Raw genomic sequence first — 23,077 nt, 5'->3', positions numbered from 1 at the left:
CGGCCGGCTGGCCGACTGGTCGCTGGGTTGCCGTGCTCGGTGGGCGGTCAGGTGGTACGGGCGGCGCCCGGGTGGTGCCACAGGTGCGGCACCACCTTGCCGGTACGGGAGTTGCGTTCGAGCCGGTCCACCGGTTCGGCGCGGACGCTGTCCGGGTGCTGGGCGGCGATGGCGCCCAGGGCGTAGACGCGGCGCAGGAGTTCGGCCCGTACCGGGTCGGCGGGATGGGCGGTGGCCATCGCGGCCGCGGGGCCGGTCCAGCGGACGGTGACGGAGCCGAGTGCCGCGGGGTCGGCCGGGTCCGGGGTGAGGAGCAGCTGGGCGTCGGTGACGCCGGGGGCGGCGCGGGCGACGTCCAGCAGGTCGCCGAGGCGGAGCATGGTGTTGTGGAACTTCAGCCGGTCGTCGGTGCGGCCCAGGACCCTCAGCGCGTCGGGGGCGCCGCAGGGGCAGTCGGCGGCGGTGACGCGGTCGCCGAGCCGGTAGCGCACGGCGGGCGCGGGCCAGCCCTCGCCGGTGCGGGTGAGCAGGGTGCGTTCGGCGTCGTACTCCAGCTGCTGGCCGGGGAGCAGGTGGAGCAGGTCCGGTGCGCAGCCGGGGCCGCTGGTGGCGATGACGTACGTCTCGATGGAGCCGTAGTTGCCCCACGGCCGGGCGTCGGGGAAGGCCCGGGCGACGGCCTCGCGGCGGCCCGGGGTGAAGGGCTCGCCGGCCCAGACGACGGTGTCCACGGGCAGTTCGGTGCCGGTGGCGCGGACGGCGTCGGCGAAGTCGGCGAGGGCGCTGGGCGCGCCGGCCAGGGCGTTGACCCCGGTCTCCCGGAACACCTCGGCCCACTCGGGGAGTTCGGCGGCGGAGAGCGGCCCCATGGGCAGGACGGAGGCCCCGCAGTGGGTGGCGAGCGCGTTGTAGAAGTAGTGGGCGCCCCAGAGGCGTCCGGGCCGGAACAGGTTGAGCAGGACGTCACCGGGGTGGAGCGGCCGCCAGCTGTCCAGGAGCCGGGGGATGCCCTGGTGCGGAGCGATGGTGGTGAGCTTGAGGCGGCCGGTGGTGCCGCCGCTGGCGACGACCTGCCCGCCGGATCCGGCGGCCAGGGTGCGGGTGGCGGCGGTGATCTGGGCGGGTCCGCTCTCGTCGGCGCCGGCGGGGGGCGCCGCGCCGAGGGCGGCGAGGCGGCGGGCTTCGGCGCGGACCGGGCCGGGGGCCAGCCGGCCGATGCGGGCGGGGGTGCCGGGGGGCGGGGTCACGGTGCCTCCGTGAGGGTGCGCGCGACGCGGGCGGCCAGCTCGGCGCGGGTGTCCAGGAGTGACTCCAGGGCGGTGCCGAGCTCCAGCAGCCGGGCCTCGGCGCCGGGACGGCCGACCAGCTGTACGGCCAGCGGGCCGTGCTCGGGGCTGACGGCGGCGGGCTGGACCAGGGCGGGCAGGCCGGCGAAGCTGGCGATCGGGGTGTAGCCGAGCCGGTCGGCGTAGTCGGTGTCGCCGGGCTTGGGCAGGGTGGGTTTCCCGGCCCGTTCCTCGACCCGTTTGGGCGGGGTGGAGCTGACCGGCATCAGCAGGACGTCGACGCCCTCCCGGTCGAACAGGGCGAGCAGGTCGCGGCGGAACCCGGCCTGGGAGGCGAGGAGTTCGGCGTGGCGGCCGGGGGCGGGCGGGGGGCCGAGGGAGGCCCGGGCCACGGGCGAGATCCGCAGTTCCAGCCGGGCCTCGACCTCCCGGACGACGTCGGCGACGTCGGCCGAGCACAGCTCCCAGGCGTCGGCCCGGGCCCGCCAGAGCTCCCCGGGCAGCTCGATGGTGCCCAGGGCCGCGCCGAGTGCGGTGAGGGCGTCCTCGGCGCGGGCCAGGGCGGCGCCGAGGACGGGTGCGCAGGAGCGGGTGTTGGCCACGGTCGCGATCCGCAGCGGGGCCTGGCCGGGTGCGGTCTCGCCGCCGGTGCCGGCGAGCGGGCCGCGCCGCCAGAGCGCGCGCAGGTCGCCGACGGTGCGGGCCATCAGGCCGAGGGCGTCCTGGGTGGGCGAGACCGGCAGGGCCCCGTCGAGCCGGCCGGGCCGCCAGGTGGTGCGCAGTCCGGCCACCCCGCAGTTGGCGGCGGGCCAGCGGGCGGAGCCCAGCACGTCGGTGGCGAGCGCGTAGTCGCAGATTCCGGCGGCGACGGAGACGGCCGAGCCGGTGCTGGAGCCGCCCGGGGAGAGCTCCGGGAAGGCGGGGTTGAGGACGTCGCCGGGCGCGCCGATGTTGAGCTCGGTGGCGTACGCCTTGCCGTTCAGGACCAGCCCGAGCCGGCGCAGCCGGGCCACGGCGGGCGCGTCGGCGGCCGGGTGGTGGCGGTGGGTGGCGTGCCCGAGGGTGGTCGGCATGCCGGCGGCGTCCACGGTGTCCTTCACGCCGACGGTGACGTCCGCGGGGTCGGCGCCGGTGTCCAGCCAGGTCATGGCGCGGGTGATCCGGTCCGCCCGGGCGATCCAGCGCCGGCGGGCCGCCCGCCAGGCCTCCCGGTCCAGCCCGGCCTCGTCCAGGGCCCGCCCCCGTCCCTCGACGGGCCCGAGCAGCAGCCCCACGGGCGCACTCCCCCCGCCGGCCGGCAACGCCTGCCGGAGATAACCGAGTACAGCGGCAGTACCCACGTGAGCACCTCTCACCTAGAAACCGACACGCGCCCCCCGGGCACGCGGGAACCAGCGCGACCAACCACACGCACCCAGCCCCCCATGGGGCGCGGGGAACCGCGCGACCAGCCACAGCGGACCGCAAGGTCCACCACGTCGCCCGGACCCGGGACAGGGGCGGGGCCCAGGGGCCGGGGCCAGGCCCAGGGGGCCGGCGCCGGGCCCCCGCCCGGGCTCACGGGCGGGACAGGAACGCCTCGAGCCGCCGCTCGTACGCCGCGAACCGCGTGGCGACGACGTGGTGCACCACGTCCGCCGGCGCCAGCAGCCGCGAAACCGCCCCGTCCGCCTCGAACTCCGACAGCCACAGCTGCCCGTCCGCCAGCAGCAGGTCCACGCACAGGTAGGAGACGCCGAGCCGTTCGCACGCGAGCTTGGCCAGGTCGTGGACCCGCGGATCGATGTCGGTGCGGACGGCGTAGCTGCCGCCCCGGCTGACGTTGGCCACGTGGGAGCCCCGGCGCGGGATCCGGTCGAACATCGCGACGATCGTCCCCTCGACGACCACCACCCGGATGTCCGCGGTGACCTCGGGGAGCCGGGGCTGTACGGCCACCCCGGTGCGGCTGCCCGCCGCGAGACCGAGGACGGCTTCGAGGCTGTCCCGGTCGGGGCAGGCCACGCAGCCCTGCCCGCCGCTCCACGACAGGGGCTTGACGAAGACCGGGAACCAGTCCCCCGGCACCAGGTTGAGGTGCCGCAGCCGGTGCACGTCCCGGTCGGCGGCCAGCCGGATGGTGGGGATCACCGGGACCGGGGAGTCCAGGAAGGCGTTGAGGGTGGCGTACTTGTCGTTCAGCAGGATGCCGGTGTCCAGTGGGACCGGCAGCCAGAACCCGAGCGTGGCGAGGGAGCGCATCAGGGACAGCCCGGCCCACAGGTCCACCTCGTGGGTGGGGTTGGTGCGGACCCCGTACACGACGATGTCCCGCTCCGGGGACAGCGGTTCGTCGCGCCAGTACGCCGTGCCGCGGGCGATGGCGAAGTGGTCGGGGGCGGCGACCGCGAAGTCGAGTCCGGCGCGCGCGGCGGCCGTCCGGTAGTCCACCCAGAACTCGCCCTCCTCGTAGGCGCGCAGGAGTTCCGAGCTGCGGTCGGGGAAGACGTAGAGGATCCGTCTGCGCGTGGGCGTCATGTCGGCCCTCACCTCCCCAGCACGCTTCCGCCGTTGACGTCGATGACCTGGCCCGTGATCCAGGACGCGTCGGGCGAGGCCAGGAAGTGCACGACCGCGGCGATGTCGGCGGGCACCCCGGCGCGTCCCAGCAGGGTCTCGGCGACGAGGGCGTCGTGGCGGACCGAGCGCCCGGACGGGTCGAAGAACTCGGTGTCCTCCACGTAGCCGGGCGCCACCGTGTTGACCAGGACGCCCTCGGGGCCGCCCTTCCGGGCCAGGCCCTGGGACCAGCCGATGAGGCCGGCCTTGGCCGCGGTGTACCCGTCGGCCCCGCCGCGCCGGGCGGCCACCGAGGAGATGTTCACGACGCGGCCGCCGGGCCGGGTCAGGCGGGGCCAGAGCGCCTCGGTGAGCACGGCCGCGGAGGTGAGGTTGGCGTCGAGGGTGCGGCGGAACCGTTCGGCGTAGCCCTCCAGGCCCGGCTGCGGGGCGCGGTCGACGCCGCCCGCGTTGTTGACCAGTACGTCGACGGGGCCGTCGGGGAGGGCTTCGAGCACCTGGCGGGCGCCGGCCGTACCGGAGAGGTCGGCGGACACGATCGTGACGGCGGCGGGCTCCAGTTCGGCCGCGGCCGCCTTGAGGACGGAGGCCCGCCGGCCGACGAGGACGACCTCGGCACCGTCCCGGGCGAAGAGGCGGGCCGTGGCCCGTCCGATGCCCGTGCCGCCGCCGGTGACAACGACTCTGGTCACGCGTGCTCCTTCGGTTGCTGCCGTGTGCCGGGAACAGTGCCCGGAGGCGCTTAACGGGTGCTTAAGCCGGGGCCCGGGCGGTCCGTCCGGGCCGGTCCGGTTCAGGGGGGCTTAAGGGGCGCGGTGTTGGCTGTGGCCGACTCTCATCCAGCGGTGTGCACCGGGGGATCCAGCGATGTGGCATCAGGAACGGCACGTGAAAATCTGGCGCGAGGCCAGGCGGGAGACGGTGGCGACGCCGGGGTTCCCGGACGGGGAGTTCTACGCCCGCAAGCTCGCGGAGGTCTGGGCGCGGGCCTCGGCGGCGCCGGCCTACCGCGGTATCGGCCCCTTCTCCGCCGGGGCCTTCGCGGCGCTGGCGCCCACCTCCCGCGAGGAACTCAAGGCCCGGCCGCTGGACTTCGCGACGGTCACGCCGGGCCGTGCGCTGCGCTACTACGAGACCACCGGGAGCACGGGGGCGCCCACGCCCACGCCCCGGCTGGCCGAGGACGTCATCTGGAACACGGTGGCGGTCGCCGAGGCCTGGCGGCCGGTCCTGTGCGGTGACGACGGCACCGACACCGACGACGGCGGGGCCGGTGGCGAACGGCGTGACCCGGAGCGGATCCTCAGCCTGCTGCCCTCGGACGTGGTCCCGGTCGGTGACCTGATCGCCCAGGCCGCCGACTACCTCGACCTTTCACACCTGCGCGCCTACCCGTTCGCGACCGGCATCACCGGCTGGGACCGGCTGGTGGAACTGTGGCGCGGCTACCGCCCGACCACCGTGTTCCTCGCCCCCGGCGTGGCCCTGGAGTGGACCCGGCTGGCGGCGGGCCGCGGGCTGCTGCCCGAACTCGGCGCCGGTCTGCGCCGGCTGATGCTCCTCGGCGAGGTCAACACCGCACCGTTCCGCGAGCGGCTCGGCCGCTGGTGGGGTGCGGTGGCGCTGGACGCGAGCTACGGCAGCACCGAGACCGGCACCCTGGCCACCACCTGCGCGGCGGGCGGCCAGCACCTGCTGACCGCCTCGACCCACTTCGAGCTGGACACCGGCGGCCCCGGGGGTGTCGTGCCGGTCACCGCGGAGGCCGGCGGACCCGACCGGGGCCAGCTCGTCGTCACCCCGCTGAACTCGTACGCCCGGCCGCTGCTGCGGCTGCGCACCGGGGACCTGGTGACCCTGGGCCGGGACTGCCCCTGCGGCCGGCCCTCCCCCACCGTCACGGTGCGCGGCCGGGCCTCCGACACGCTGCGGGTGCACGGGGTGGACCTGGCCCCGCGGGAGGTGGAGGAGGTGGTGTTCGCGGCCGCCGAGGCCACCGGGTACCTCGTCGAGGTGACGGCCGGCGGCGGTTTCGCCGGCCTGCTGCTGGAGCGGCTGCCCGGCGCGGACCGGGGCAGGGAGCCGGCGGTGGCCGAGGAGGTCCTGCGGGCCTCCAAGGAGCGGCTCGGCCTCGCCTGGGACCGGGTGGCGTTCGTCAACTCGCTGCCGCAGCTGACCAAGAGCGGGGCCGCGCAGAAGAGCTGGAAGCGCTCGAACGTCCGCGTGCTGGAGGAGGCCCCGTGACCGGCGCGGCAGGGGCCCCGCGCGGAGCGTCCACCGGCGGGCCCGACCTGTGGTGCACGTACGCCGCGGTCCGCACGCTGGCCTGGCTCGGCCGGGCCGGGGAGACGGCCGACCCGGAGGGGACGGTCCGCTACCTCGCCTCCCGGCGCAACGCGGACGGCGGTTACGCCTGGGACGCCGGGATGCCCTCGGACTCCTGGGCCACCTTCTACTGCACCCAGGCGCTGGCCGACCTCGGCCGGCCGCCCGCCCGCCCGGAGCCGACGGCGCGCTGGCTGGACTCGACCTGGACCGGCGAGGCGTACGGGATGCAGCCCGGCCAGGGCGCGGAGGCGTGGGCCACCCACTTCGGCACCCGCACCGCCGCCCTGCTCCGCCCGGGGCAGGGCCCGCCGGACCGCGCCCGGCTGCTGGACTGGCTGCGCGCCCTCCAGGGCCCGGACGGCGGGCTGGGCTGGACCCCGGCGGACGCCCGGCGCGACCGGGCCGACGTACGGGCCTGTTACTACGGGGTGCTCGCCTGGGCGGCGGCGGCCGGCGACGCCCCGCCGCCGTGGGACGTGCCGCGCCTGACGGCCTGGCTGCGGGCCCGGCAGGACTCCTCGGGCGGCTTCCGCTTCTCCCCGGAGGCCGGGGTGCCGTGCATGTGGGCGACGTACCGGGCGACCGGGGCGCTGGCGGCGCTCGGGGCCGGCCCGGCCGATCCGGGCGGGTGCGCGGACTGGGTGCTGCGGCTGCGCGGCGCGGGCGGCGCCTTCGTCCGCTGGGAGGGGTATGCCGTGGAGGACGTGTGGGCCTCCTTCTGCGCGGTGGGCACGCTGCGCGCCCTGGGCGTCCCGACGGAGCCGGTGGCGGCCCCGGTGGCCCGGCGGATCGCCGAACTGGCCTGTCCGGGCGGCGGGTACACGTACCGGGAGCCGGAGCGGGCGGACGACGCGCTGGCCTCGGCGGCGCTGGCCCTGCGGCCGGACACGGCACCGGGCCGGCGGGCCGAGCTGGTGCGCTGGCTGGAGGCCTGCCGGCTGCCGAACGAGGACGGCGTGATGTACATGCCCGGCCGGGGCGCCGAGGTGCGCTGCACCCTGTGGGCGGTGGCGGCGGGCGCGTTCGCGGCGGACCCGGAGGGCCGGGCGGCGGTCGTGCGCTGGCTGGCCGGACTGCAGAACGAGGACGGCGGCTTCGGCTACTGGGCCGGCCGGGGTTCCGACCTGGTGTCGACCTCCTCGGCGGTGGAGACCCTGCGGCTGCTCGGCGCGGATCCGGCCGCGGTGCTGGACCCGGCGTCCCTGCTGGGCTTCACGGAGTCCTGCGCGGCGTCCGGCGAAGGGGACGGGGACGGGTGCGGGGACGCGTACGGGCCGGTGCCCGGCGCCCCGGCGGGGCTGCGGGCCACCCTCCAGGCGCACCGCGTCCTGGCGGCGGCCGGGCGGCCGGTGCCCGCGGTGGCGCCGGTGCTGGAGCGGCACCGGGTGCGCGGCGGCGGTTTCGCCGACCGGGGGAACCGGCTGCCCGATCTGCTGTCCACGTACGAGGCGGTGGTGGCGGCGGAACGGGCCGGGCTGCCGCTGGACACCGCGCACCTGGAGGTGTTCCTGAAGGCCGTGGACCGGCCGGACGGGACCGCGTGGACCCCCCTGTCGCCGTCCGGCGGCGGCCCGCTGGCCGCCGTGCTGGGCGTACTGCTGCGGGGCCGGGCCGGGTCCCCGGCGGCCCCCGCCGGGGAGCCGCTGCCGGCCCTGACGCTGTCCTGACGGCGGCCCGACGCCGGCCTGACGCCGGCCCGGGCGAGCACCTCCGAGCCCTCCACCCGACCCCCGAGGAATACACCTCCCATGCCGACGATCACCATCGCGAGCGCGGGCCTGTCCGCGCCCCGGCGCCGCGCCGTCGCCCTCGGCATCACCCGCTGGCTGACGGCACGCGGGGTGCGGGCCGCCCATGTCGTGGTCCGGTTCGAACCGGCCGACGAGGACCGGGTGTTCACCGGCGGCTGGCCCGTGTCCGCGCTGCCCCGCCCCGAGGGGGCCGGGGACCTGCACCACGCCTGGGTGGTGTGCCGGATCTCGCACGACCGGGACGAGGAGTTCCGTGCGGCGCTGGCCGGGCACATCGCGGAAGTGCTCGGCGTGACGGCCCGCACGCCCTTCTTCCACCTGGAGTTCCTCCCCGTGTCGCCCGCCGACGTGTACGTCGCGGCGGGCGGCCCACTTCACCGTTCCGACCGGCCGGCCGGAGCGGACGGCAGCGAAGGACGGACACGATGACCACCACTCCCCCCGCCCCCGTCCTGGACCGGCTGCGCGCCGTACTGGCGGCCCGGCTCGGTCCGGAGTACGACGCGGTCGCCGAGGACGCCGACCTGCGCGTCACCCTCGGCGACGGGTACGACAGCCTCACCGTGATGGAGTGCGTCAGCGCCGTGGAGGCCGAGTTCGGCATCGAGGTCGACCTGGTCGGGGACGACGTCCGGCACTGGTTCTCGACCACGGCGCTGATGGCCCGGTTCGTGGCGGACCGCCTGGAGGACGCGGCCGTGCTGGGCGGCGCCGGCAGCGGCGGCAGCGGCGGCGGCGCGCACGGGGAAGGGGACGGCGCGTGACCGGCCCGGACGGGTCCCCGCAGGCCTCCCAGGCCCCCCAGGCCTTCGAGACCTCCGGCACCACCGGGCCGCCGGTCGCCTGGCTGCGCTCCCCCGCGCAGCTGGCGGCCGAGGCGGAGCTCCTGGCCGGGCTGCTCGGCCCGGTGGACCGGGTGGTGTGCCACGCCCCGGTGCGGCACCTGTACGGGCGGGTCTTCGGCGTCGAGATCCCCCGGCTGCTGGGCGTGCCCGTCGCGCAGTACGGGGACCGGCCGCTGGACCCGCCGGAGCTCGACCCGGACGCCCGGACCCTGCTGGTGTGCCTGCCGTCGACCTGGCAGCTGCTGCTGCGGGCACGGCCCGCGCCCGGCGGCCTCCGCGGGCTCGTGGCCGTGCACAGCACCGCCCGGGTCCCCGGCGCCGCGTACGAGGTGACGGCCCGGCTGGCGGGGCCCGGCTTCCGCGCGGTGGAGGTGCTGGGCTCCACCGAGACCGGCGCGGTGGCCACCCGCCCGGTGGACCCGGTGCTGCGGGACTCCGCCCCATGGCGGCTGCTGCCGGACGTGACCCTGGTCTCGGGCGGGTACGGCGGCGGGCGCCCGGGCCCGGCGCCGGAACCGGAACCGGAACCGGTACGGCTCACCGTGGCCGGACCCCGGCTGGCGCACCGCCCCGGCGAGCCGGTACCGGAGTCGGTGGAGATGCCGGACCTGGTGGTGCCGGCCGGGGAGCGGTCCTTCCGCCGGCTCGGGCGGGCGCCGGACCTGGTCAAGGTCAACGGGGTGCGCTGCGAACTGGGCCGCGTCGAGCTGCTCGTACGGCGGCTGGCGCCGGACGTGGACGCGGTGTGCGTCCCGCTGGCCGACGAGATCCGCGGCGAGCACTACGCGCTGTACTACGCCGCTCCCGCCGGCGGGCCGGACCCGGCGGAGCTGCGGTCCCGGCTGGCGGGGGCGCTCGGCGCGACGCTGCCGGGCCCGCGGTCGGTGACCCGGGTGCGGTACGTCCCGCGTGCCGGCGGCTCGGTGCTGACGGCCGAACTGCCGGGACTGGCCGTGCGGGTGGGCGAGCGGTGAGCGGAGCGGTGGGGCGCCTGCTGGCGGAGAGCGCCTTCGACGCCAAGATCGAGCTGACCGGTGCCGACCGGCGGCGGATGGCGGCGAGCCGGGCGGTCTTCGAGCGGGCCCGGCTGGTCCGGGACGTGTACGGCGCCACCCGCGGGTTCGGCCCGCTGGTCGGGTACGCCGCGGACGCCGACCCGGGCGTGCAGGGGCTCGGCCTGATCCGGCACCTGGCGGCCGGTCAGGGCGAGCCCCTGTCACCGGCGGTGACCCGGACCATGGTGTGGCTGCGGCTGCGCGGCATGACCGCCGGGCACTCGGCGGTCGACCCGGAGCTGTGGCAGCGGCTGGCCGACCAGTGGAACGCCGGCTTCACCCCGGTGGTACCGCGCGACGGGAGCCTCAGCGCGAGCGGGGACCTGGTGCCGCTGGCGCACGCGGCGCTGGCCGCGACCGGCGCCCGGGAGTCCCAGCTGGCCTGGGCGGACCCGCGGGACGGGGCCGCCTCCGGAACGGCGGAACCGGCGGAGGTGCTGGCCGGGCTGGGCGTGCCGGGGGTGGTGTGGGACGCCCGCGGGGCCCTGGCTTTCGTCAACGGGTCCGGCGCCTGCCTGGCCCTGGCCCTGCACAACCACCGCGAACTGGAGGCGGCGGTCCGGGTGGCGGCCGCCGCGACGGGCCGGCTGGCCGCGCTGCTCGGCGCGGACCCGGACCCGTACGACGACGGGCTGAGCCGCGTCCGCAACCAGCCGGGCCAGCGCCGGGCGGCCGCCCTGATCCGCGCCGAACTGCCGGCCGGACACACCCGGGGGCCCCAGCGGCCGCTGCAGGAGCGGTACTCGCTGCGCTGCGCCCCGCAGGTGCTCGGCGCGGTACTGGACCAGCTGGCGTGCCAGGAGCGGGTGCTGCTGGCGGAGGCGGACGGCTGCACGGACAACCCGGTGACGGTGGACGGCACGGTCCGGCACGGCGGCAACTTCCACGCCGCGCCGGTCGGCCTGGCCTCGGAGTCGCACGCGAGCTGCGCCCACCAGGTGGCGCTGCTGCTGGAGCGGCAGCTGGCCCTGCTGCTGGACCCGCGGTCCAACGGCGGGCTGCCGCCCCTGCTGGCCGCCGTGCCGGGCCGGGACAGCGGGCTGGCCGGGGTGCAGATCGCCGCGTCCTCGCACCTGTCGCGGATCCGGCAGCTGGGCTATCCGGCGTCGATGACGACGATCCCGACGAACCTGGACAACCAGGACCACGTCCCGCTGGCACTGAACAGCGCGGCGGCCGTCGCCGACGTCCTCGCCCGGCTGCGCTGGATCACCGGGGGGCTGCTGCTGGCCCTCGCCGAGGCGGGCCGGCGCACCGGCTCGCGCCCGTCGGGCCTGTGGGCCCGCCTGGCGGACGCCACCCCGCCCCTGCTCCACGACCGCCCCCTCGCCCCGGAGATCACGGCCCTGGCCGCCCTGGCCCTGACCCACGCCGCCCCACCGACCGCCCCGTGAGCGGGCCCGACCGGAGCTCCGCCCGACCACGCGGGGCTCCGCCCCACACCCTCCCCCGGACCCCGTCCGGGGGGGACCCCCACGCCTCAGACGCCCGCGAGGCTGGAGCCCCCCGCCCGGCCGGCCAGCGCGCGGCTCCGCGCGTACGGCTGGGCCGGTACCCCGAGCCCCCGCAGAGCGACCCGCGCGTGCCGCAGGTAGTGCTCGGCCAGCCGGGCCAGCGCCGCCCGCCGGGCGGCCTCGGGGTCCTCGCGGTGCGCGGCGCACCGCGCGTAGCGGCGCAGCAGCGGGTGGAGCCGGAACCTGTCGCGCGCGTGCTGTTCGAGCAGGTTGCGGTCGAGCAGGGCCTCCAGGACCCCGCGGATCCGCTCGGCGGGCAGGCCGGCCAGCGCCGCGGCCTCCGCAGCGTCCGCGTCGGGGCCGGGCAGCAGCCCGAGCGCGCGGAAGGTGCGCCGCTCGGGGCCGGGCAGCGCCCGGTACGAGGCGTCGAAGGCCTGGCCCACGCTGCGGCTGCCGAGGCGGAGTTCGTCGAGCGCGGTGTCGGCGCGCAGCGCGCGGACGAGTTCGGCGGCGGGCCGGGTGGGGTGCTGGCGGAGCCGGCCCGCGGCCAGCCGCACCGCCAGCGGCAGGCCGCCGCAGAGCCGGGCCACCTCGGCGGCGGACCGTTCCGGCCGCCGCCCGGGCCCCGCCAGGACCCCGGTGAACAGCGCGGCGGCCTCGGCCGTGGACAGCATGCCCAGGGGCATCGGCTGGGCCCCGTCGAGCTCGGCCAGCGGCCCCCGGCTGGTGACGATGACCAGGCTCGCCGAGTCGCCGGGCAGCAGGGGGCGGATGTGGGCCGCGTCGGCCGCGTCGTCGAGGACGACGACCATGCGACGCCGGGTGAGTGCCGCCCGCCAGCGCGCGGCCGCCAGCGCGACCCCGCCGGGGCCCGGCGTACCGCCGCCGCCCGGCTCGCCGGCCATCCGCAGCAGTAGGTCGAGGGCTTCGTGGGCGGGCAGCGGCCCGCGTTCGGCGCTGTGACCGTGCAGGTCGAGGAAGAGCTGGCCGTCGGGGTAGGCGGCACGGGCCCGGTGTGCGACGCGGGTGGCCAGCGCGGTCTTCCCGGCCCCGGGCATGCCGGTGAGGGCGAGGATGGCGCTGCCGGTCCCGGCCGCGCCCACCAGGGCGTCGGCGCGGGCGAGTTCGGCGGCGCGGCCGGTGAAGTCGGCCAGGTCGCGGGGCAGCATGTTCGGGCCCGCGGGGCTGCCCGGCGTGACGACGGCGGGTCTTCGCGCACGGGCGGCACCGACGGCCGGTGCGGCATCCGCCTCGGCCGCCGCACCGCGTGAGGCGGGGCCCGCCGGGACCGCGGCGGCGTGCCGCGGACCGGCCTGCCAGGCCCCGGCCTGCGGGAGGCCGCCGTACGGGAGACCGCCGTACGGCCGGCCGCCGTACGGGTGGCCTGTCTCCCCGGGGCCGCCCGGCCGCGCAACGCCCGTCCGCGCAATGCCCGTTCGCGGCTCGGCCGACCGCCGCTCGGCTGCCGAGTCGGCCGACGGGAGCCGGACAGGCCGCGGTTCGGCCGACGGCACGCCGCTCAGGCGCACCCCGGTCAGCCGGGCCGCCTCGTACAGGCCCGGGCCGGGCTCCACGCCCAGCTCCTCGCGGAGCAGCCGCCGGGCGCGTTCGAAGGTCTCGGCGGCGTCCCGGCGGCGGCCCGCGCCGGCCTGGCAGCGCACCAGCTGCTCCCAGAGGCGTTCGCGCAGCGGGTGTTCGCCGGTGAGCCGCAGCAGTTCGGGAACCAGCCGGTCGCTGCGGCCGAGGGAGAGCTCCAGTTCGGCGAGGTCCTCCAGGGTGCTCAGCCGCTCCTCCGTGATGACCGGTTCGATCTCGCGGCGCAGGGTGTCGGAGCCGATGTCGGCGAGCGGCCGTCCGCGGAACAGGGCCAGGGCGCGGCGCAGCGCGCCCGCGCGTTCCGCGTCGGGCAGCCCCTCCGCACCGGCCACGATCTGCCGGAAGCGGTGCAGGTCGACGCTGCGCGGGTCGACGTCGAGGAGGTAGCCCTCGCCGGAGCAGACGAGCCCGCAGCCCGGCAGGGCGCGGCGCAGCTGGGAGGCGTACACCTGGATGGCGCCGGTCGCGGAGCGGGGCGGTTCGCCGTCCCAGACGGCTTCGAGCAGGCGGTCCTTGGTGACCTGGCGGCGGGGTTCGAGGAGGAGGGCGGCGAGCAGTCTGCGGGGTTTGCGGGAGGGCGGCTGCCAGCGGACGCCGCCGAGGCGGACGTCGAGGTCGCCCAGGAGCCGGAACTCAGCCCCCGCCGGGCGGGTGGGTGCCATGCGTACTCCTTGTACGGACAGCGGCCGGTGCCCGCCCGCGAGGTCGTCGGGGCGGGCACCGGCCGGTCGCCGGCCGGGGGTCAGCGGCGCGGTGCCCTGACGGTGACCACGTGGGCTCGTTGTCCGCTGCCGTTGTGGTGGAACACGGTCAGCAGTTCGCCGGTGGCCGGGGCCTCGCGGGAGCCGTGGACGGCGAGGGCCGTACCGGGCCGGGCCAGGTGGGTGACGGCGGGGCCGCCCGCACCCTGGATGCGGTAGGCGGGCGCCAGCGGGTCGTAGCGGACGGGTGCGTCGAGCTGGTCGACGACGGCGCTGCCGGGGGCGCGGTAGAAGCCGCCCACGGAGACGGTGTAGCCGATCGGGTGGGAGGCGGCCGCCGGGTCCACGCCCAGGGCGGCCAGCCTCACCGGCAGGACGACGACGTTGGTGTCGAAGGTGTCGGTGTCCACGTCGCCGAAGTGGCCGTTGACGGGCTGGGTGTCGACGGAGGTGAAGCCTCCGCCCGGCAGGGGCTTGCGCAGGTCGACCGTGTTGACCAGCAGTACGTCGCTGCGGGGCGCCTTGACCACGTAGGACTCGAAGTCGGGCGTGCCGTCGCCGGTGGTGTCGATGCGTACGTACGGGACGGTGTTGCTGCCGAGATTGGCCCAGTTGCCCCAGGTGACCACGGAGAAGGCGGCGAGGGCGTCCTGCGGCCGGCCTTCGGCGCGGGCCTGCGGGGCGGTGCTCGTCGCGCCGACGTAGCGCAGGTCGCCGCCGCGGGCGGTGTCGTTGAGGGCGCAGCGGCCGCCGGTGCTCCCGGCGCAGTCGGGCAGTTCGGGCGAGCGGGCGCCCAGTTCGAAGACGCTGACCAGGCTGCGGTAGGCGGAGGCGCCCCGGCCCTGGTCGAGGCCGCGGCCGCCGAGCCGGAGCAGGCCGCGCGGACCGTCGCCGGCGCCGTCGCCGCGCAGGGTGAGGGCGTCCGCGACCCGGAGCGCGGAGACCGGCTTCGGGGAGGCGGCGACCGGGACGCGCAGGGCCTGCCCGGCGGCGTGCCGCGGGGTGAGCAGCAGACGGCCGGAGGCGTCGCCGACGAACTGCCGTGCCAGGCCGCCCTGGAGGGCCTCCATGGCGGGCTCCATGGCCTTGCGGAGGGCGCGCACGTCGTCGATGCGCAGGGTGACGGTGACGTTGGCGGAGCCGTGCGCGGGGATCCGCAGCGTGGCGGGTGAGACGGTGTACCGCACGCCGGGCATGGTGGAGACCGCCTGGTAGGCGGCGTCGAAGCGCTGCTCCTGACCGCTCTTGTTGACGACGCGGACGGTCTTGGTGCGGGTCAGCCTCCGGTCGGCCTCGATGACGCCGAAGGAGGCGCTGACGGCTCCGGGGTCGTCGGTGACGTAGGCGAGGGTGTCGGTGCGCAGGGCGGCCAGGGCGTCGATGCGGCCGGCGCCGACGCGCTGCGGGGTGAGGAGCTTGCCGTCGTCGGAGGTGATGTCGTGCCCGGCGGTGTTCATCGCGGCGGCCTTGGCCTCCTCGTACGTCCACTCCGGGTGGGCCTGCCGGACGAGGGCCATGATGCCGGTGGCGTGCGGGGCGGACATGGAGGTGCCGGAGTAGACGGCGCGGTCGGTGCCGCTGCCGCTGAAGGCGGCGGCGATCGTGTCGCCGGGGGCCGAGATGTCGGGCTTGACGACGGGGCCGCGGATGCCGCGCGAGGTGAACACGGACGCGGTGTCGGTCAGCGCGTGGTCGTACGTGGGGACGCTGGCGCGGTCGGAGCCGACGAGCCGGAGCTTGAGGGTCCCGGCCTCCAGGGCGGGCCGCAGGGCCTTGGTGGAGGTGTCGGTGAACTGGAACATCGGCATCGTCGGGGTGCCGGTGAGCCGGGAGGTGAAGTGGTCCTGCTCGGCGCTGAGGACGACGGCGACGGCGCCGGCCTTCTGCGCGTTGTTGGCGCGGGCGGCCGAGCCGCACTCCAGGCCCTCGATGGTGCGCTGGATGTGCATCTCCAGCCATACGGTCTTTCCGGCGACGGCAGCCGTCTCCTCGGGCGTGTACGCCTTGCAGCCCTGCGCGTTGGCGGCGGACAGCGCGACGACCGGGCGGCTCAGGTCGAGGGTGGCCTCGCCGGTGTAGGCCAGGCTGAACTGGCCGGTGCGTACGCCGGACAGCGCGGCGGGTTCCTCGACGCGGGCGCCGTCGCGCAGGAAGTAGGAGTCGCGGGTGCTGCCGACGGTGAGGGCCTCGGGGGCGAGGCTGCCGGGGGATCCGGCGACGTCGTACAGGTCGCCGCCGTTGCCGGCGGAGAACACCGCGAGCACGTCGTGCTGGGCGAGCTTGCGGACGAACAGCGCGAGCGGGTCGTCGACGCTGTTGTAGTTGCTGCTCAGCGCCAGGCTGACGATGTCGAGCTTGTCCGCGAAGTCGCCGTCGCCGTCGGGGTCGAGGGCGTGGTCGAGCGCCTTGGCGGTGAGGGTGGAGGTGAGGCCGTTGCAGCCGAACACCTTCAGCGAGTAGAGGGTGGCCTCGGGGGCCATGCCCGGTCCCACCCGCATGCCGCTGACGGTCTCCGGGGTGAGCTTGCCGTAGTCGCCGGTGAAGGTGGTGCCGTCGGCGTTGACGCCCTGCGAGGCGATGATGCTGGCGCCGTGGGTGCCGTGGTGGCCGCAGGAGAGCGGGTTGGGGTCGGGCACCGGGAGGGGGGAGCCGAGCCGTCCGGAGGCGTCGTAGCCGTCGCCGACGAAGTCGGTGCCGCCGGCCACCTTGTGGGTCGGGAAGGTGCCGGGGGCCACGACCTTGGGGTCGATCGCCTTGTAGGCGTCCTTGGTCCCGGGGCCGCCGAACGCGGCGTGGGTGTAGTCGATGCCGTCGTCGACGATGCCGATGCGCACGCCCTTGCCGGTGCGCCCGGTCTGCTGCCAGGCGTTGAGCGCGCCGGTGAGCTGCACCGAGTTGGTGCTGCTCTTCTCCTGCGCGGTGACCGGGCGGATGGCGGTCACGTCGGGACGGTCGGCGAGGGCGCGGATGCCCGCGAGGTCGGCCTCGACGAGGAGGCCGGGCAGGGCGTTGGAGGTGACGGCGAGCACCTTGGTGCCGGCGTCACCGGCGCGCAGGGCCTCGGCGACCCGGCCCGCGGTGCCGTCGGCGGCGCGCCGGGCCTCCTTCGCGGCCTTGCGGGCGGCGTCGGGGCCGGCTCCGGAGCGGGTGCCGGCGGTGAAGGCGTCGACCGCGGAGGTGCCGGTCAGCTCCACGAAGACGGTGGCCCGGCCCTCGCCGTCGGCGAGCCGGGGGGAGAGCTTCCCGCCGAGCGCGCCGGGGGTGCCGGCTGCTGTGGGCAGGGCCTGGGCGAGGGTGCCGTCGGCGGCGTCCTGGGCCCCGGCGGAGGTGGTGGTGGCGACGACGGCCGCCATCGCGATCACGGCGGCGAGTGCCGGTAGCTGTCTGGAGCGCGTGCTGCGCTGCGGGTGTTGCGGCAAGCCAATCAACCTCATCTGTCATCGTCCTTCGTCGCACCGGGCGGTGCCGGCGCCGGCCCGGTCGGGGCGGCGTCTGCCTCCCGGCCGGTCAGCCGCCCCAGGTGAGGTCGCGGGGCTCGGTGCTGCCGTCGGTTCTCCCGTACCGGGACGTGTTCCGGCGCATGGCGGGATTCCTCTCACGAGGGAGGGTCTGGGGTCGCCCTCATGGTGCGCGGCGGCCGGGAAACCGGGGAAGCGATTGCGATTGCAGGATCCGGCCCTGTCCCAATCAGGCCATCGCGGCCGGGCCTTCGGCTCCGGGGCGGCCGCCGGGCAGGGCGAGGACCACCTCGCAGCGGCCCAGCCGCCATCCGCGCAGGCCGGGGCCGTGGCGCAGGGCGGCACGGCAGAGCGCGGCGACCCGGTCCTCGGCCTCCTCGACCGAGCCGGCCAGGGTGAACACCCCGAGGACGGGGCCGCCGGGGCCGTCGGGGTGACAGGCGATGTGCTGGACCTCCCGGTCCTGCAGGAGGGCGTCCCTGACCTGGCGCATCGCCTCGCCGGTGGCCTGCCCGTCCGGTGGCGGCGCCAACTGTGCGTGTACGAGGTACATGTCGGTTCCTGGCGGTAGAAGAGGATGTGTGGCTCCCGTGAAGGGGCTGTGGTCCTTTGGCCGAAGCTGTCGTTCCACGGGGACATTGCGTGCGGCACAATCGCTTCCCGGTCCACCATCAGGAACAGGGAAGCCGATGCTGAAGGCACTTGGGCTGGACACCGTCACCGAACGTGTGTACCGGGCCATGTTGAGCAACCCCGACGAGACCGTTTCGCAGCTCGCGGCCCGGCTGAGCCTGGCGCCGGCGGCGATGGGGATGGCCCTCGACCGGCTCAGTGAACTCTCCCTGATCTATCCCACCGCCCGCGAGTCGGAGATCCCCCGGGTCCTGGGCCCGGAAACGGCCATGGGGATACTGCTGGCCCGGCAGGAGGCGGCGCTCGCCGCCCAGCAGGAGCGGACGGAGACGGCGAGGGCGGCCGCGGCCCGCCTGGTCGCCGAGTTCGCCTCCGCCCGTCCTCAGGGTGCGCGCGACAGCATGGAGCGTCTCCACGGGATCGACACGATTCGCCACCGATTGGCGCAACTCGGCGACAGTGCCCGGCGATCGGTGATGACCTTCGCCCCCGGTGGCGGGCACAGCGAGGATGATCTGCGGGCCAGCCGGGGTCCCAACCACGCCATGCTCGCACGCGGCGTGCAGTTGCGGACGGTGTACCTCGACAGCGTCCGAAATCATGCCCCGACCCGGGTGCACGTGGAGTGGCTCAACCGCTGCGGGGCGCGGGTGCGCACGGCGCCGTCCCTGCCGCTCCGGATGATCATCGTGGACCGGGAGACGGCGGTCCTGCCGATGGACGTCAGCGACGCCCGCGGGGCGGCGCTGGTGCTGCGCGAGGAGAGCCTGCTGGTGGCGCTGTGCGCGCTGTTCGAACAGACCTGGGCCGTGTCGCAGCCCTTCGGCGAGCCGGGTACCGGTGCGAAGCCGGCGGACGCGGGCGAGCTGACCCGGCGGGAGCAGGAGGTGCTGCGGCTGCTCGCCGAGGGGCACACCGACGAGTCCGTCGCCAAGCGGCTGGGCATCTCCTCGCGCAGCGCGCGCCGGATCGTGGCGGGCCTGCTCCGGCGGCTGGACGCGCGCAGCCGGTTCGAGGCGGGGATCCTCGCGGTGATGGCGGGCTGGCTGCCGTCCGGCTCGAATCCGCCCCTGCCGGCCGGTGCCGCGTCTGGCGCGGAAGCGTCGCCGCCCGTCCCGGCAGGCGCCTGACCCCGGCCCGCCCGCGGTCACGGCGCGTGGCGGCCGGCATGCCCTCCGTGCTCAGCCTGCTCGGTGTGGTCGGCGTGCTCGGCGTCCCGCGCGTGCAGCGGTTCGGCGGGCAGCGGGCCGGTGGCCGGGCCGTGGAGGACCGTGCCGTCGGGGGTGAACCGGGAGCCGTGGCAGGGGCACTCCCAGACCTGTTCGGCGTCGTCGTAGGCGACCAGGCAGCCCATGTGGGTGCAGCGGGCGGACACGGAGTGCAGCTCGCCGGCGTCGTCCCGGTGGACGGCCAGCGGGTGCCGGTGGTCCCGCACGACGATCCCGCCGCCGGGCGGCAGGTCGCGGACGGCGTCCGGGCCGGGCAGGTGCATCCGGTCGCCGAGGTAGTGGGAGGCGACCCCGGCCTGCGAGCCGACCAGGTCCGGCAGCCCGCGGACGGGCGTCAGCCGGCGCGGGTCGTACAGTTCGGTCCAGGCCGGGCGGGGGCCGCCGTGGACGTGGGCGGCGATCAGCCGTCCGGCCATCAGGCCGCCGGTGAGCCCCCAGCCGCCGAAGCCGGTGGCCACGTACACGTGCTGGGTACCGGGGTGGAGGTGCCCGACGTAGGGCAGGTGGTCGGCGGAGTCGATGTCCTGCGCGGCCCAGCGCAGCACGTCGCCGGTGCTGCCGAAGTCCGGGAACCAGGCGCGGGCCCAGCGTTCCAGCCGGTCCCAGCCCTCGGCGGGGTCACCCTCGCCGGGCCGGAAGGCCTCGCCGGCCACGATCAGCAGGCGGCGGGCCGGGTCGGCGGGCCAGGGGGCGGTGCGCACCGAGCGGGTCCGCTCCTCCCGGGTCAGGTACATGCCCTGCGGGTCGGCCGCGGCCGGCACCGGGGAGGCGACGACCAGCTCGCGGCGGGGCGTGAGCCGGACCATCAGGGAGACCGGTCCGAAGGGCGGGAAGTGGGTGGCGATCACGGCGTCACCGGCCCGGACCACCGGTCCGGTGGCGGTGTCGATCCGGATGCGGGCGTGCTCCTCGACGCCGGTGACCCTGGTCCCCTCGTAGATCCGCCCGCCGGCCGCGGTGAAGGCGTCGGCGAGCCCGGTGAGGAAGGCGCCGGGGTGGAACTGGAGCTGGTCGGGCACCTGGACCGCGCCGGCCACGGGGAAGGGCAGCCCGGTCTCGGTGACGAAGTGTGCGTCGAGTCCGGCGGCCCGGGCGGCCGCGGTCTCCGCGCGGATCTCGCGGACCGCTTCGCCCTCCCGGACGTAGGTGACGGCGGGCCGGCGCTCGAACTCGGCGTCGATGCCGAGCCGGCCGGCCAGCGCGGTCGCGCGCTCCATGGCGTCCTGGTGGGAGGCGGCGTACAGTTCGGCCGCCTCGGTGCCCGCGGTACGGGCGAGCCGTTCGTAGTGCAGCCCGTGCAGGGCGGTCAGCTTGCCGGTGGTGCCGCCGGTGGTGCCGGAGAGGATCCGGTCGGCCTCCAGGACGACGGTCTCGTGGCCGGCGGCGGCCAGCTCCCAGGCGGTGGCGAGGCCCGCGATGCCGGCCCCGACCACCACGACCTCGGCGTCGAGGTCGTGGTCGAGCGCCGGGCGGGCGGGCCGGCGTACGCCGTCCAGCCAGTGCGACCCGTCGTGGTTGCGCTGCTGCATGGGTGCTCCCTGGAGGTGCGGGACGGGCGGCCGGGCACGCCGCCACGGGGGTGCGGCTACCCGCCGCGCGGCCCGCGATGCCCCGGCTCGCACCCTGTGACGGGCGGTGACGCAGTGCTACCGCGCTCCTCTCCGCCTAGCCGGTGATCGCGTCGGTGAGCTTCTGCAGCAGGGCGCGGTGCGGACGCTGCGGCGCCCGTTCGCGGAGGTCGTTCATCAGCACTCCGATGGACTGGAGCTCCTTGCGGCCGACGCCGGCGCGGACCCGGGGGAACCAGTCCTCCTCCTCGGCGGCGATGTGCCGTTCGACCGCGTCCATCAGGACCGATGCCTTGGCGTCGAAGGCCTCGTCGTCGGCGCGCAGGGCGACGAGCTCCTTGGAGAGCAGCCCGGCGAGGTGGTGCTCCTCCTTGAAGCGGAGTATCTCGGGTTCCGTCTCGGGCAGCAGGTCGCGGACCCGGGGGTACACGCCCTCGGTCTCGACGTAGCTGTGGACGGTCAGCGCGTGCAGGAAGTCGTCGACGACGTCGCCCTTGGTGCCGGTGTCGGTGTCGGCGGCGGGGTCCGCCGCTTCGGCGGCGAGGGCCGCCCGGTAGTCCCGCATCAGCTTCCGCAGCTGCTTGTGGTCCTCCCTCAGCATCACGATCGCGTCGGTGGACATGCCGTACTCCTCGCTCTCACCCCGGGCCCCCGCGCCTCGCGGGGCGCCTACCCGGAGCGGGCGGGGGCATGCCCGGCCGCGGGACGGCCGTCGCGGACGGCGACGATGCCGTTGAGGACGCCGACGTAGGCGGTGCCGTCGGGGCCGAGGGTGATCGGCGCCCAGTTGTTGTCGTACAGCGGGCCGGTGCCGGTCAGCCGCCTCCAGCGGCGTTCGCCGGTGCGGAAGTCCACGGCGGTGAGGTACCAGGCGTCGATGCCCCAGGGGTGGGGTTCCTTCTCGTAGAAGTACAGCAGTCCGTTGGCGGTGGACAGCTTGGGGACCGTGGAGGGTGAGCGGACCGGGCTGTGCCAGACGGTGTCGCAGCCGCTGCCGTCGGCGCGGACGTCGATGCGGGTGGCCCCGCCGACGACGCTCCTGCCGAGCAACACGCTGGTGGGGTTCTCGTAGCCGTGGTTGTTCTCGACGACCAGGCTGTTGCCCCAGCTGACGAGGGAGTTGTCGGTGGTGGAGGCACCGGGGCCGAAGACGGGCACCTTGCACACCAGCCGCCGTCCGGCGGGCACCTCCGCGCCGCGGCGGTAGACGAGGACGTTCATGCGGTCGTCGGCGTTGTCGGTGATGGCGACGTAGCCGTCGCCATCACCGTCGGCCTGGCCGAACAGGTCGGGGGTGGTGCCCGAACCCTGGTTCACCGAGCCGGGTTTGGTGCCGGTGCCGCGGTCGTAGGCCTCGCGCCACTGCACCTGCGGGGTGCCGTCCGGGGCGGTGCGGAAGCCGTAGAGGGCGTGGTCGGAGACGATGGACACGCCGTCCCGGGCGACTGAGAAGGAGTTCTGGATCTCCTCCCCGGTCAGCCGGACGTGGCGGACCGTCCCGGTCGCCGGGTCCACGGTGCCCACGCGGCCCTGCCGGGTGACCCACCAGATGCGGCCGTCCCAGTCGGGCATCACCGAGGTGACCGGATCGCATGCTCCGTCCGGCCGCGGGTCGGTCCAGCCGGCGCAGTCGTGCGGGACGACCCCGGTGAGGTCCCAGTCGTCCTCCACGGTGAACCGCCAGCCCCCGTCCGCACCCTGTGCGTGTGCCAGCCGGAGGATGTGCCCGCGGGAGTCGGCGAGCACGGCCCGGTCCCGGTCGTCGAGGTAGAAGTAGGCGCCGCCCGAGGTGTCCTTGAGGATCTTCGAGGGGTCGAGGGTGGTGAGGGCCTCGACCGTGGAGGAGCGCTGCGGGAGGTCGTGTTCCGCGAGCGTGGCCAGGGTGCGCGGGTCCAGCAGCCGGACCTCGAACCCGGCGAGGGTGCCGCAGACGGTGACCAGCCGGCCGCCCGAGTCGAAGGTGACTGTGGCGCACTCGCCGCCGAGCGCGGCGATCCGCCGGCTGGTCACCTCCGGGTCCCGGCCGAGCGGGCCGGCCCACGGCGAGGTGCCGCTGCCGCCCGCGTCCGAGTGCATGCCGCTGCGGCCGTTCGGCGCGAGGTACGGGTGCTGCGGCGGGGTGTCACCGGTCAGCGGCGCCGGTGCGGCGGGCCGTCCGTCGTACTGGCTGACGAGGCGGTGGCCGGCGGCCTTCGGGATGCCGTCGGCGTGCGCCATGAGGACCAGGGACAGCACCGCGAGGACGGCCAGCGCCGGGATCGCGGCGCGGTCCAGCGCTCTTCGCACCATGGTCACCAGCTCCGCGCGTCACACCATCTGACGGTGCGTCGGATGGTGTGCAGACCGTAGGGCCGGCCGCCGGAGGTGTCCAGTGCGGCGGCCGGCCCGTCAGGGCCTGAGGCCGCCGACCACCGCGGCCGTCGCGGCGAGTCCGTCGTGCAGGGTCGTGGCCATGCTGGTGCCCGCCAGATGGAAGCCGAGCAGGACGCAGACCAGGGCGTGGGAGACCTTCAGGCCGCCGCCGCGCAGGAAGATCCACGCCAGGACGAGGAGCAGGACGACCACGGAGAGGGAAATCACCATCGGAACCGACCTCCTTGTGCCGCGCCATCGT

At 76.3% G+C, this 23,077-nt stretch carries 18 protein-coding genes; 7 read left to right on the top strand and 11 right to left on the bottom strand.

Annotated elements, in window-relative coordinates; genetic code table 11:
* Nucleotides 1-47 precede the first annotated feature (47 nt).
* From ACFY61_RS10970 to ACFY61_RS10955, 4 genes are all read right to left on the bottom strand, one after another.
* Complete coding sequence (locus ACFY61_RS10970; RefSeq protein WP_389469854.1) at nucleotides 48-1,247, bottom strand: AMP-binding protein; 1,200 nt, start codon at nucleotides 1,245-1,247, stop codon at nucleotides 48-50.
* A complete protein-coding gene (locus ACFY61_RS10965) occupies nucleotides 1,244-2,560 on the bottom strand; it encodes an amidase (protein WP_389469852.1) in 1,317 nt (438 codons plus the stop codon). Before ACFY61_RS10965 ends, ACFY61_RS10970 begins: the two co-directional genes overlap by 4 nt.
* A gap of 283 nt (nucleotides 2,561-2,843) precedes the next feature.
* The gene (locus ACFY61_RS10960; protein ID WP_389469850.1) at nucleotides 2,844-3,803 is read right to left on the bottom strand and encodes a RimK family alpha-L-glutamate ligase; all 960 of its coding nucleotides are present in this window, start codon (nucleotides 3,801-3,803) and stop codon (nucleotides 2,844-2,846) included.
* 8 nt (nucleotides 3,804-3,811) lie between these two features.
* Entirely contained in the window at nucleotides 3,812-4,537 is a 726-nt protein-coding gene (locus ACFY61_RS10955) for an SDR family NAD(P)-dependent oxidoreductase (RefSeq protein ID WP_389469848.1), read from the bottom strand.
* Between the two features lie 196 nt (nucleotides 4,538-4,733).
* Between ACFY61_RS10955 and ACFY61_RS10950 the strand changes: the two genes are divergently transcribed.
* The 6 genes from ACFY61_RS10950 to ACFY61_RS10925 all read left to right on the top strand — a co-directional run bounded on the left by ACFY61_RS10950 (nucleotide 4,734) and on the right by ACFY61_RS10925 (nucleotide 11,218).
* The gene (locus ACFY61_RS10950) at nucleotides 4,734-6,089 is read left to right on the top strand and encodes a phenylacetate--CoA ligase family protein (protein WP_389469844.1); all 1,356 of its coding nucleotides are present in this window, start codon (nucleotides 4,734-4,736) and stop codon (nucleotides 6,087-6,089) included.
* Nucleotides 6,086-7,840 carry a prenyltransferase/squalene oxidase repeat-containing protein gene (locus ACFY61_RS10945; RefSeq protein WP_389469842.1) on the top strand — a complete coding sequence of 585 codons (1,755 nt, stop codon included), beginning with the start codon at nucleotides 6,086-6,088 and terminating at the stop codon, nucleotides 7,838-7,840. Before ACFY61_RS10950 ends, ACFY61_RS10945 begins: the two co-directional genes overlap by 4 nt.
* An 81-nt stretch (nucleotides 7,841-7,921) precedes the next feature.
* The gene (locus ACFY61_RS10940; protein WP_389469839.1) at nucleotides 7,922-8,353 is read left to right on the top strand and encodes a hypothetical protein; all 432 of its coding nucleotides are present in this window, start codon (nucleotides 7,922-7,924) and stop codon (nucleotides 8,351-8,353) included.
* Nucleotides 8,350-8,688: an acyl carrier protein gene (locus tag ACFY61_RS10935; RefSeq protein ID WP_389469836.1), complete on the top strand. Its 339-nt coding sequence runs from the start codon at nucleotides 8,350-8,352 to the stop codon at nucleotides 8,686-8,688. Before ACFY61_RS10940 ends, ACFY61_RS10935 begins: the two co-directional genes overlap by 4 nt.
* Nucleotides 8,685-9,743, top strand: a complete 1,059-nt coding sequence (locus ACFY61_RS10930; protein ID WP_389469833.1) for an AMP-binding protein — start codon at nucleotides 8,685-8,687, stop codon at nucleotides 9,741-9,743. Before ACFY61_RS10935 ends, ACFY61_RS10930 begins: the two co-directional genes overlap by 4 nt.
* Nucleotides 9,740-11,218 (top strand): aromatic amino acid ammonia-lyase, encoded by a 1,479-nt coding sequence (locus tag ACFY61_RS10925; protein ID WP_389469830.1) that lies wholly within the window; start codon nucleotides 9,740-9,742, stop codon nucleotides 11,216-11,218. Before ACFY61_RS10930 ends, ACFY61_RS10925 begins: the two co-directional genes overlap by 4 nt.
* Before the next feature lie 86 nt (nucleotides 11,219-11,304).
* Here the strand turns inward: ACFY61_RS10925 and ACFY61_RS10920 are convergent, their stop codons facing one another.
* From ACFY61_RS10920 to ACFY61_RS10910, 3 genes are all read right to left on the bottom strand, one after another.
* On the bottom strand, nucleotides 11,305-13,536 hold the full coding sequence (locus tag ACFY61_RS10920; protein ID WP_389469828.1) for a BTAD domain-containing putative transcriptional regulator: 2,232 nt from the start codon (nucleotides 13,534-13,536) through the stop codon (nucleotides 11,305-11,307).
* Between the two features lie 80 nt (nucleotides 13,537-13,616).
* A complete protein-coding gene (locus ACFY61_RS10915; RefSeq protein WP_389469825.1) occupies nucleotides 13,617-16,994 on the bottom strand; it encodes a S8 family serine peptidase in 3,378 nt (1,125 codons plus the stop codon).
* A gap of 268 nt (nucleotides 16,995-17,262) precedes the next feature.
* Nucleotides 17,263-17,586 (bottom strand): hypothetical protein, encoded by a 324-nt coding sequence (locus ACFY61_RS10910; RefSeq protein WP_389469823.1) that lies wholly within the window; start codon nucleotides 17,584-17,586, stop codon nucleotides 17,263-17,265.
* 136 nt (nucleotides 17,587-17,722) lie between these two features.
* Between ACFY61_RS10910 and ACFY61_RS10905 the strand changes: the two genes are divergently transcribed.
* A complete protein-coding gene (locus ACFY61_RS10905) occupies nucleotides 17,723-18,796 on the top strand; it encodes a LuxR C-terminal-related transcriptional regulator (protein WP_389469821.1) in 1,074 nt (357 codons plus the stop codon).
* Between the two features lie 17 nt (nucleotides 18,797-18,813).
* Here ACFY61_RS10905 and ACFY61_RS10900 read toward each other — a convergent pair whose 3' ends face one another.
* The 4 genes from ACFY61_RS10900 to ACFY61_RS10885 all read right to left on the bottom strand — a co-directional run bounded on the left by ACFY61_RS10900 (nucleotide 18,814) and on the right by ACFY61_RS10885 (nucleotide 23,046).
* A complete protein-coding gene (locus ACFY61_RS10900) occupies nucleotides 18,814-20,424 on the bottom strand; it encodes an FAD-dependent oxidoreductase (RefSeq protein WP_389469819.1) in 1,611 nt (536 codons plus the stop codon).
* 136 nt (nucleotides 20,425-20,560) lie between these two features.
* On the bottom strand, nucleotides 20,561-21,085 hold the full coding sequence (locus ACFY61_RS10895; protein ID WP_389469816.1) for a hemerythrin domain-containing protein: 525 nt from the start codon (nucleotides 21,083-21,085) through the stop codon (nucleotides 20,561-20,563).
* A 47-nt stretch (nucleotides 21,086-21,132) separates the two neighbouring features.
* Nucleotides 21,133-22,752: a hypothetical protein gene (locus ACFY61_RS10890; protein WP_389469814.1), complete on the bottom strand. Its 1,620-nt coding sequence runs from the start codon at nucleotides 22,750-22,752 to the stop codon at nucleotides 21,133-21,135.
* Nucleotides 22,753-22,851: 99 nt separating this feature from the next.
* Nucleotides 22,852-23,046, bottom strand: coding sequence for a hypothetical protein (locus ACFY61_RS10885; RefSeq protein WP_389469812.1), 195 nt, complete (start codon nucleotides 23,044-23,046; stop codon nucleotides 22,852-22,854).
* Nucleotides 23,047-23,077 lie beyond the last annotated feature (31 nt).

This window comes from Streptomyces sp. NPDC012888 (assembly GCF_042900645.1).
GTDB lineage: Bacteria > Actinomycetota > Actinomycetes > Streptomycetales > Streptomycetaceae > Streptomyces.
This window is presented reverse-complemented; position numbering and strand designations above follow the sequence as displayed.

Bases quoted from the DNA above. Each gene is read 5' to 3' on its own strand.
- ACFY61_RS10960 (WP_389469850.1), bottom strand. From the start codon at position 3,803: ATGACGCCCACGCGCAGACGGATCCTCTACGTCTTCCCCGACCGCAGC.
- ACFY61_RS10940 (WP_389469839.1), top strand. From the start codon at position 7,922: ATGCCGACGATCACCATCGCGAGCGCGGGCCTGTCCGCGCCCCGGCGC.
- ACFY61_RS10935 (WP_389469836.1), top strand. From the start codon at position 8,350: ATGACCACCACTCCCCCCGCCCCCGTCCTGGACCGGCTGCGCGCCGTA.
- ACFY61_RS10920 (WP_389469828.1), bottom strand. From the start codon at position 13,536: ATGGCACCCACCCGCCCGGCGGGGGCTGAGTTCCGGCTCCTGGGCGAC.
- ACFY61_RS10910 (WP_389469823.1), bottom strand. From the start codon at position 17,586: ATGTACCTCGTACACGCACAGTTGGCGCCGCCACCGGACGGGCAGGCC.
- ACFY61_RS10905 (WP_389469821.1), top strand. From the start codon at position 17,723: ATGCTGAAGGCACTTGGGCTGGACACCGTCACCGAACGTGTGTACCGG.
- ACFY61_RS10900 (WP_389469819.1), bottom strand. From the start codon at position 20,424: ATGCAGCAGCGCAACCACGACGGGTCGCACTGGCTGGACGGCGTACGC.
- ACFY61_RS10895 (WP_389469816.1), bottom strand. From the start codon at position 21,085: ATGTCCACCGACGCGATCGTGATGCTGAGGGAGGACCACAAGCAGCTG.
- ACFY61_RS10890 (WP_389469814.1), bottom strand. From the start codon at position 22,752: ATGGTGCGAAGAGCGCTGGACCGCGCCGCGATCCCGGCGCTGGCCGTC.
- ACFY61_RS10885 (WP_389469812.1), bottom strand. From the start codon at position 23,046: ATGGTGATTTCCCTCTCCGTGGTCGTCCTGCTCCTCGTCCTGGCGTGG.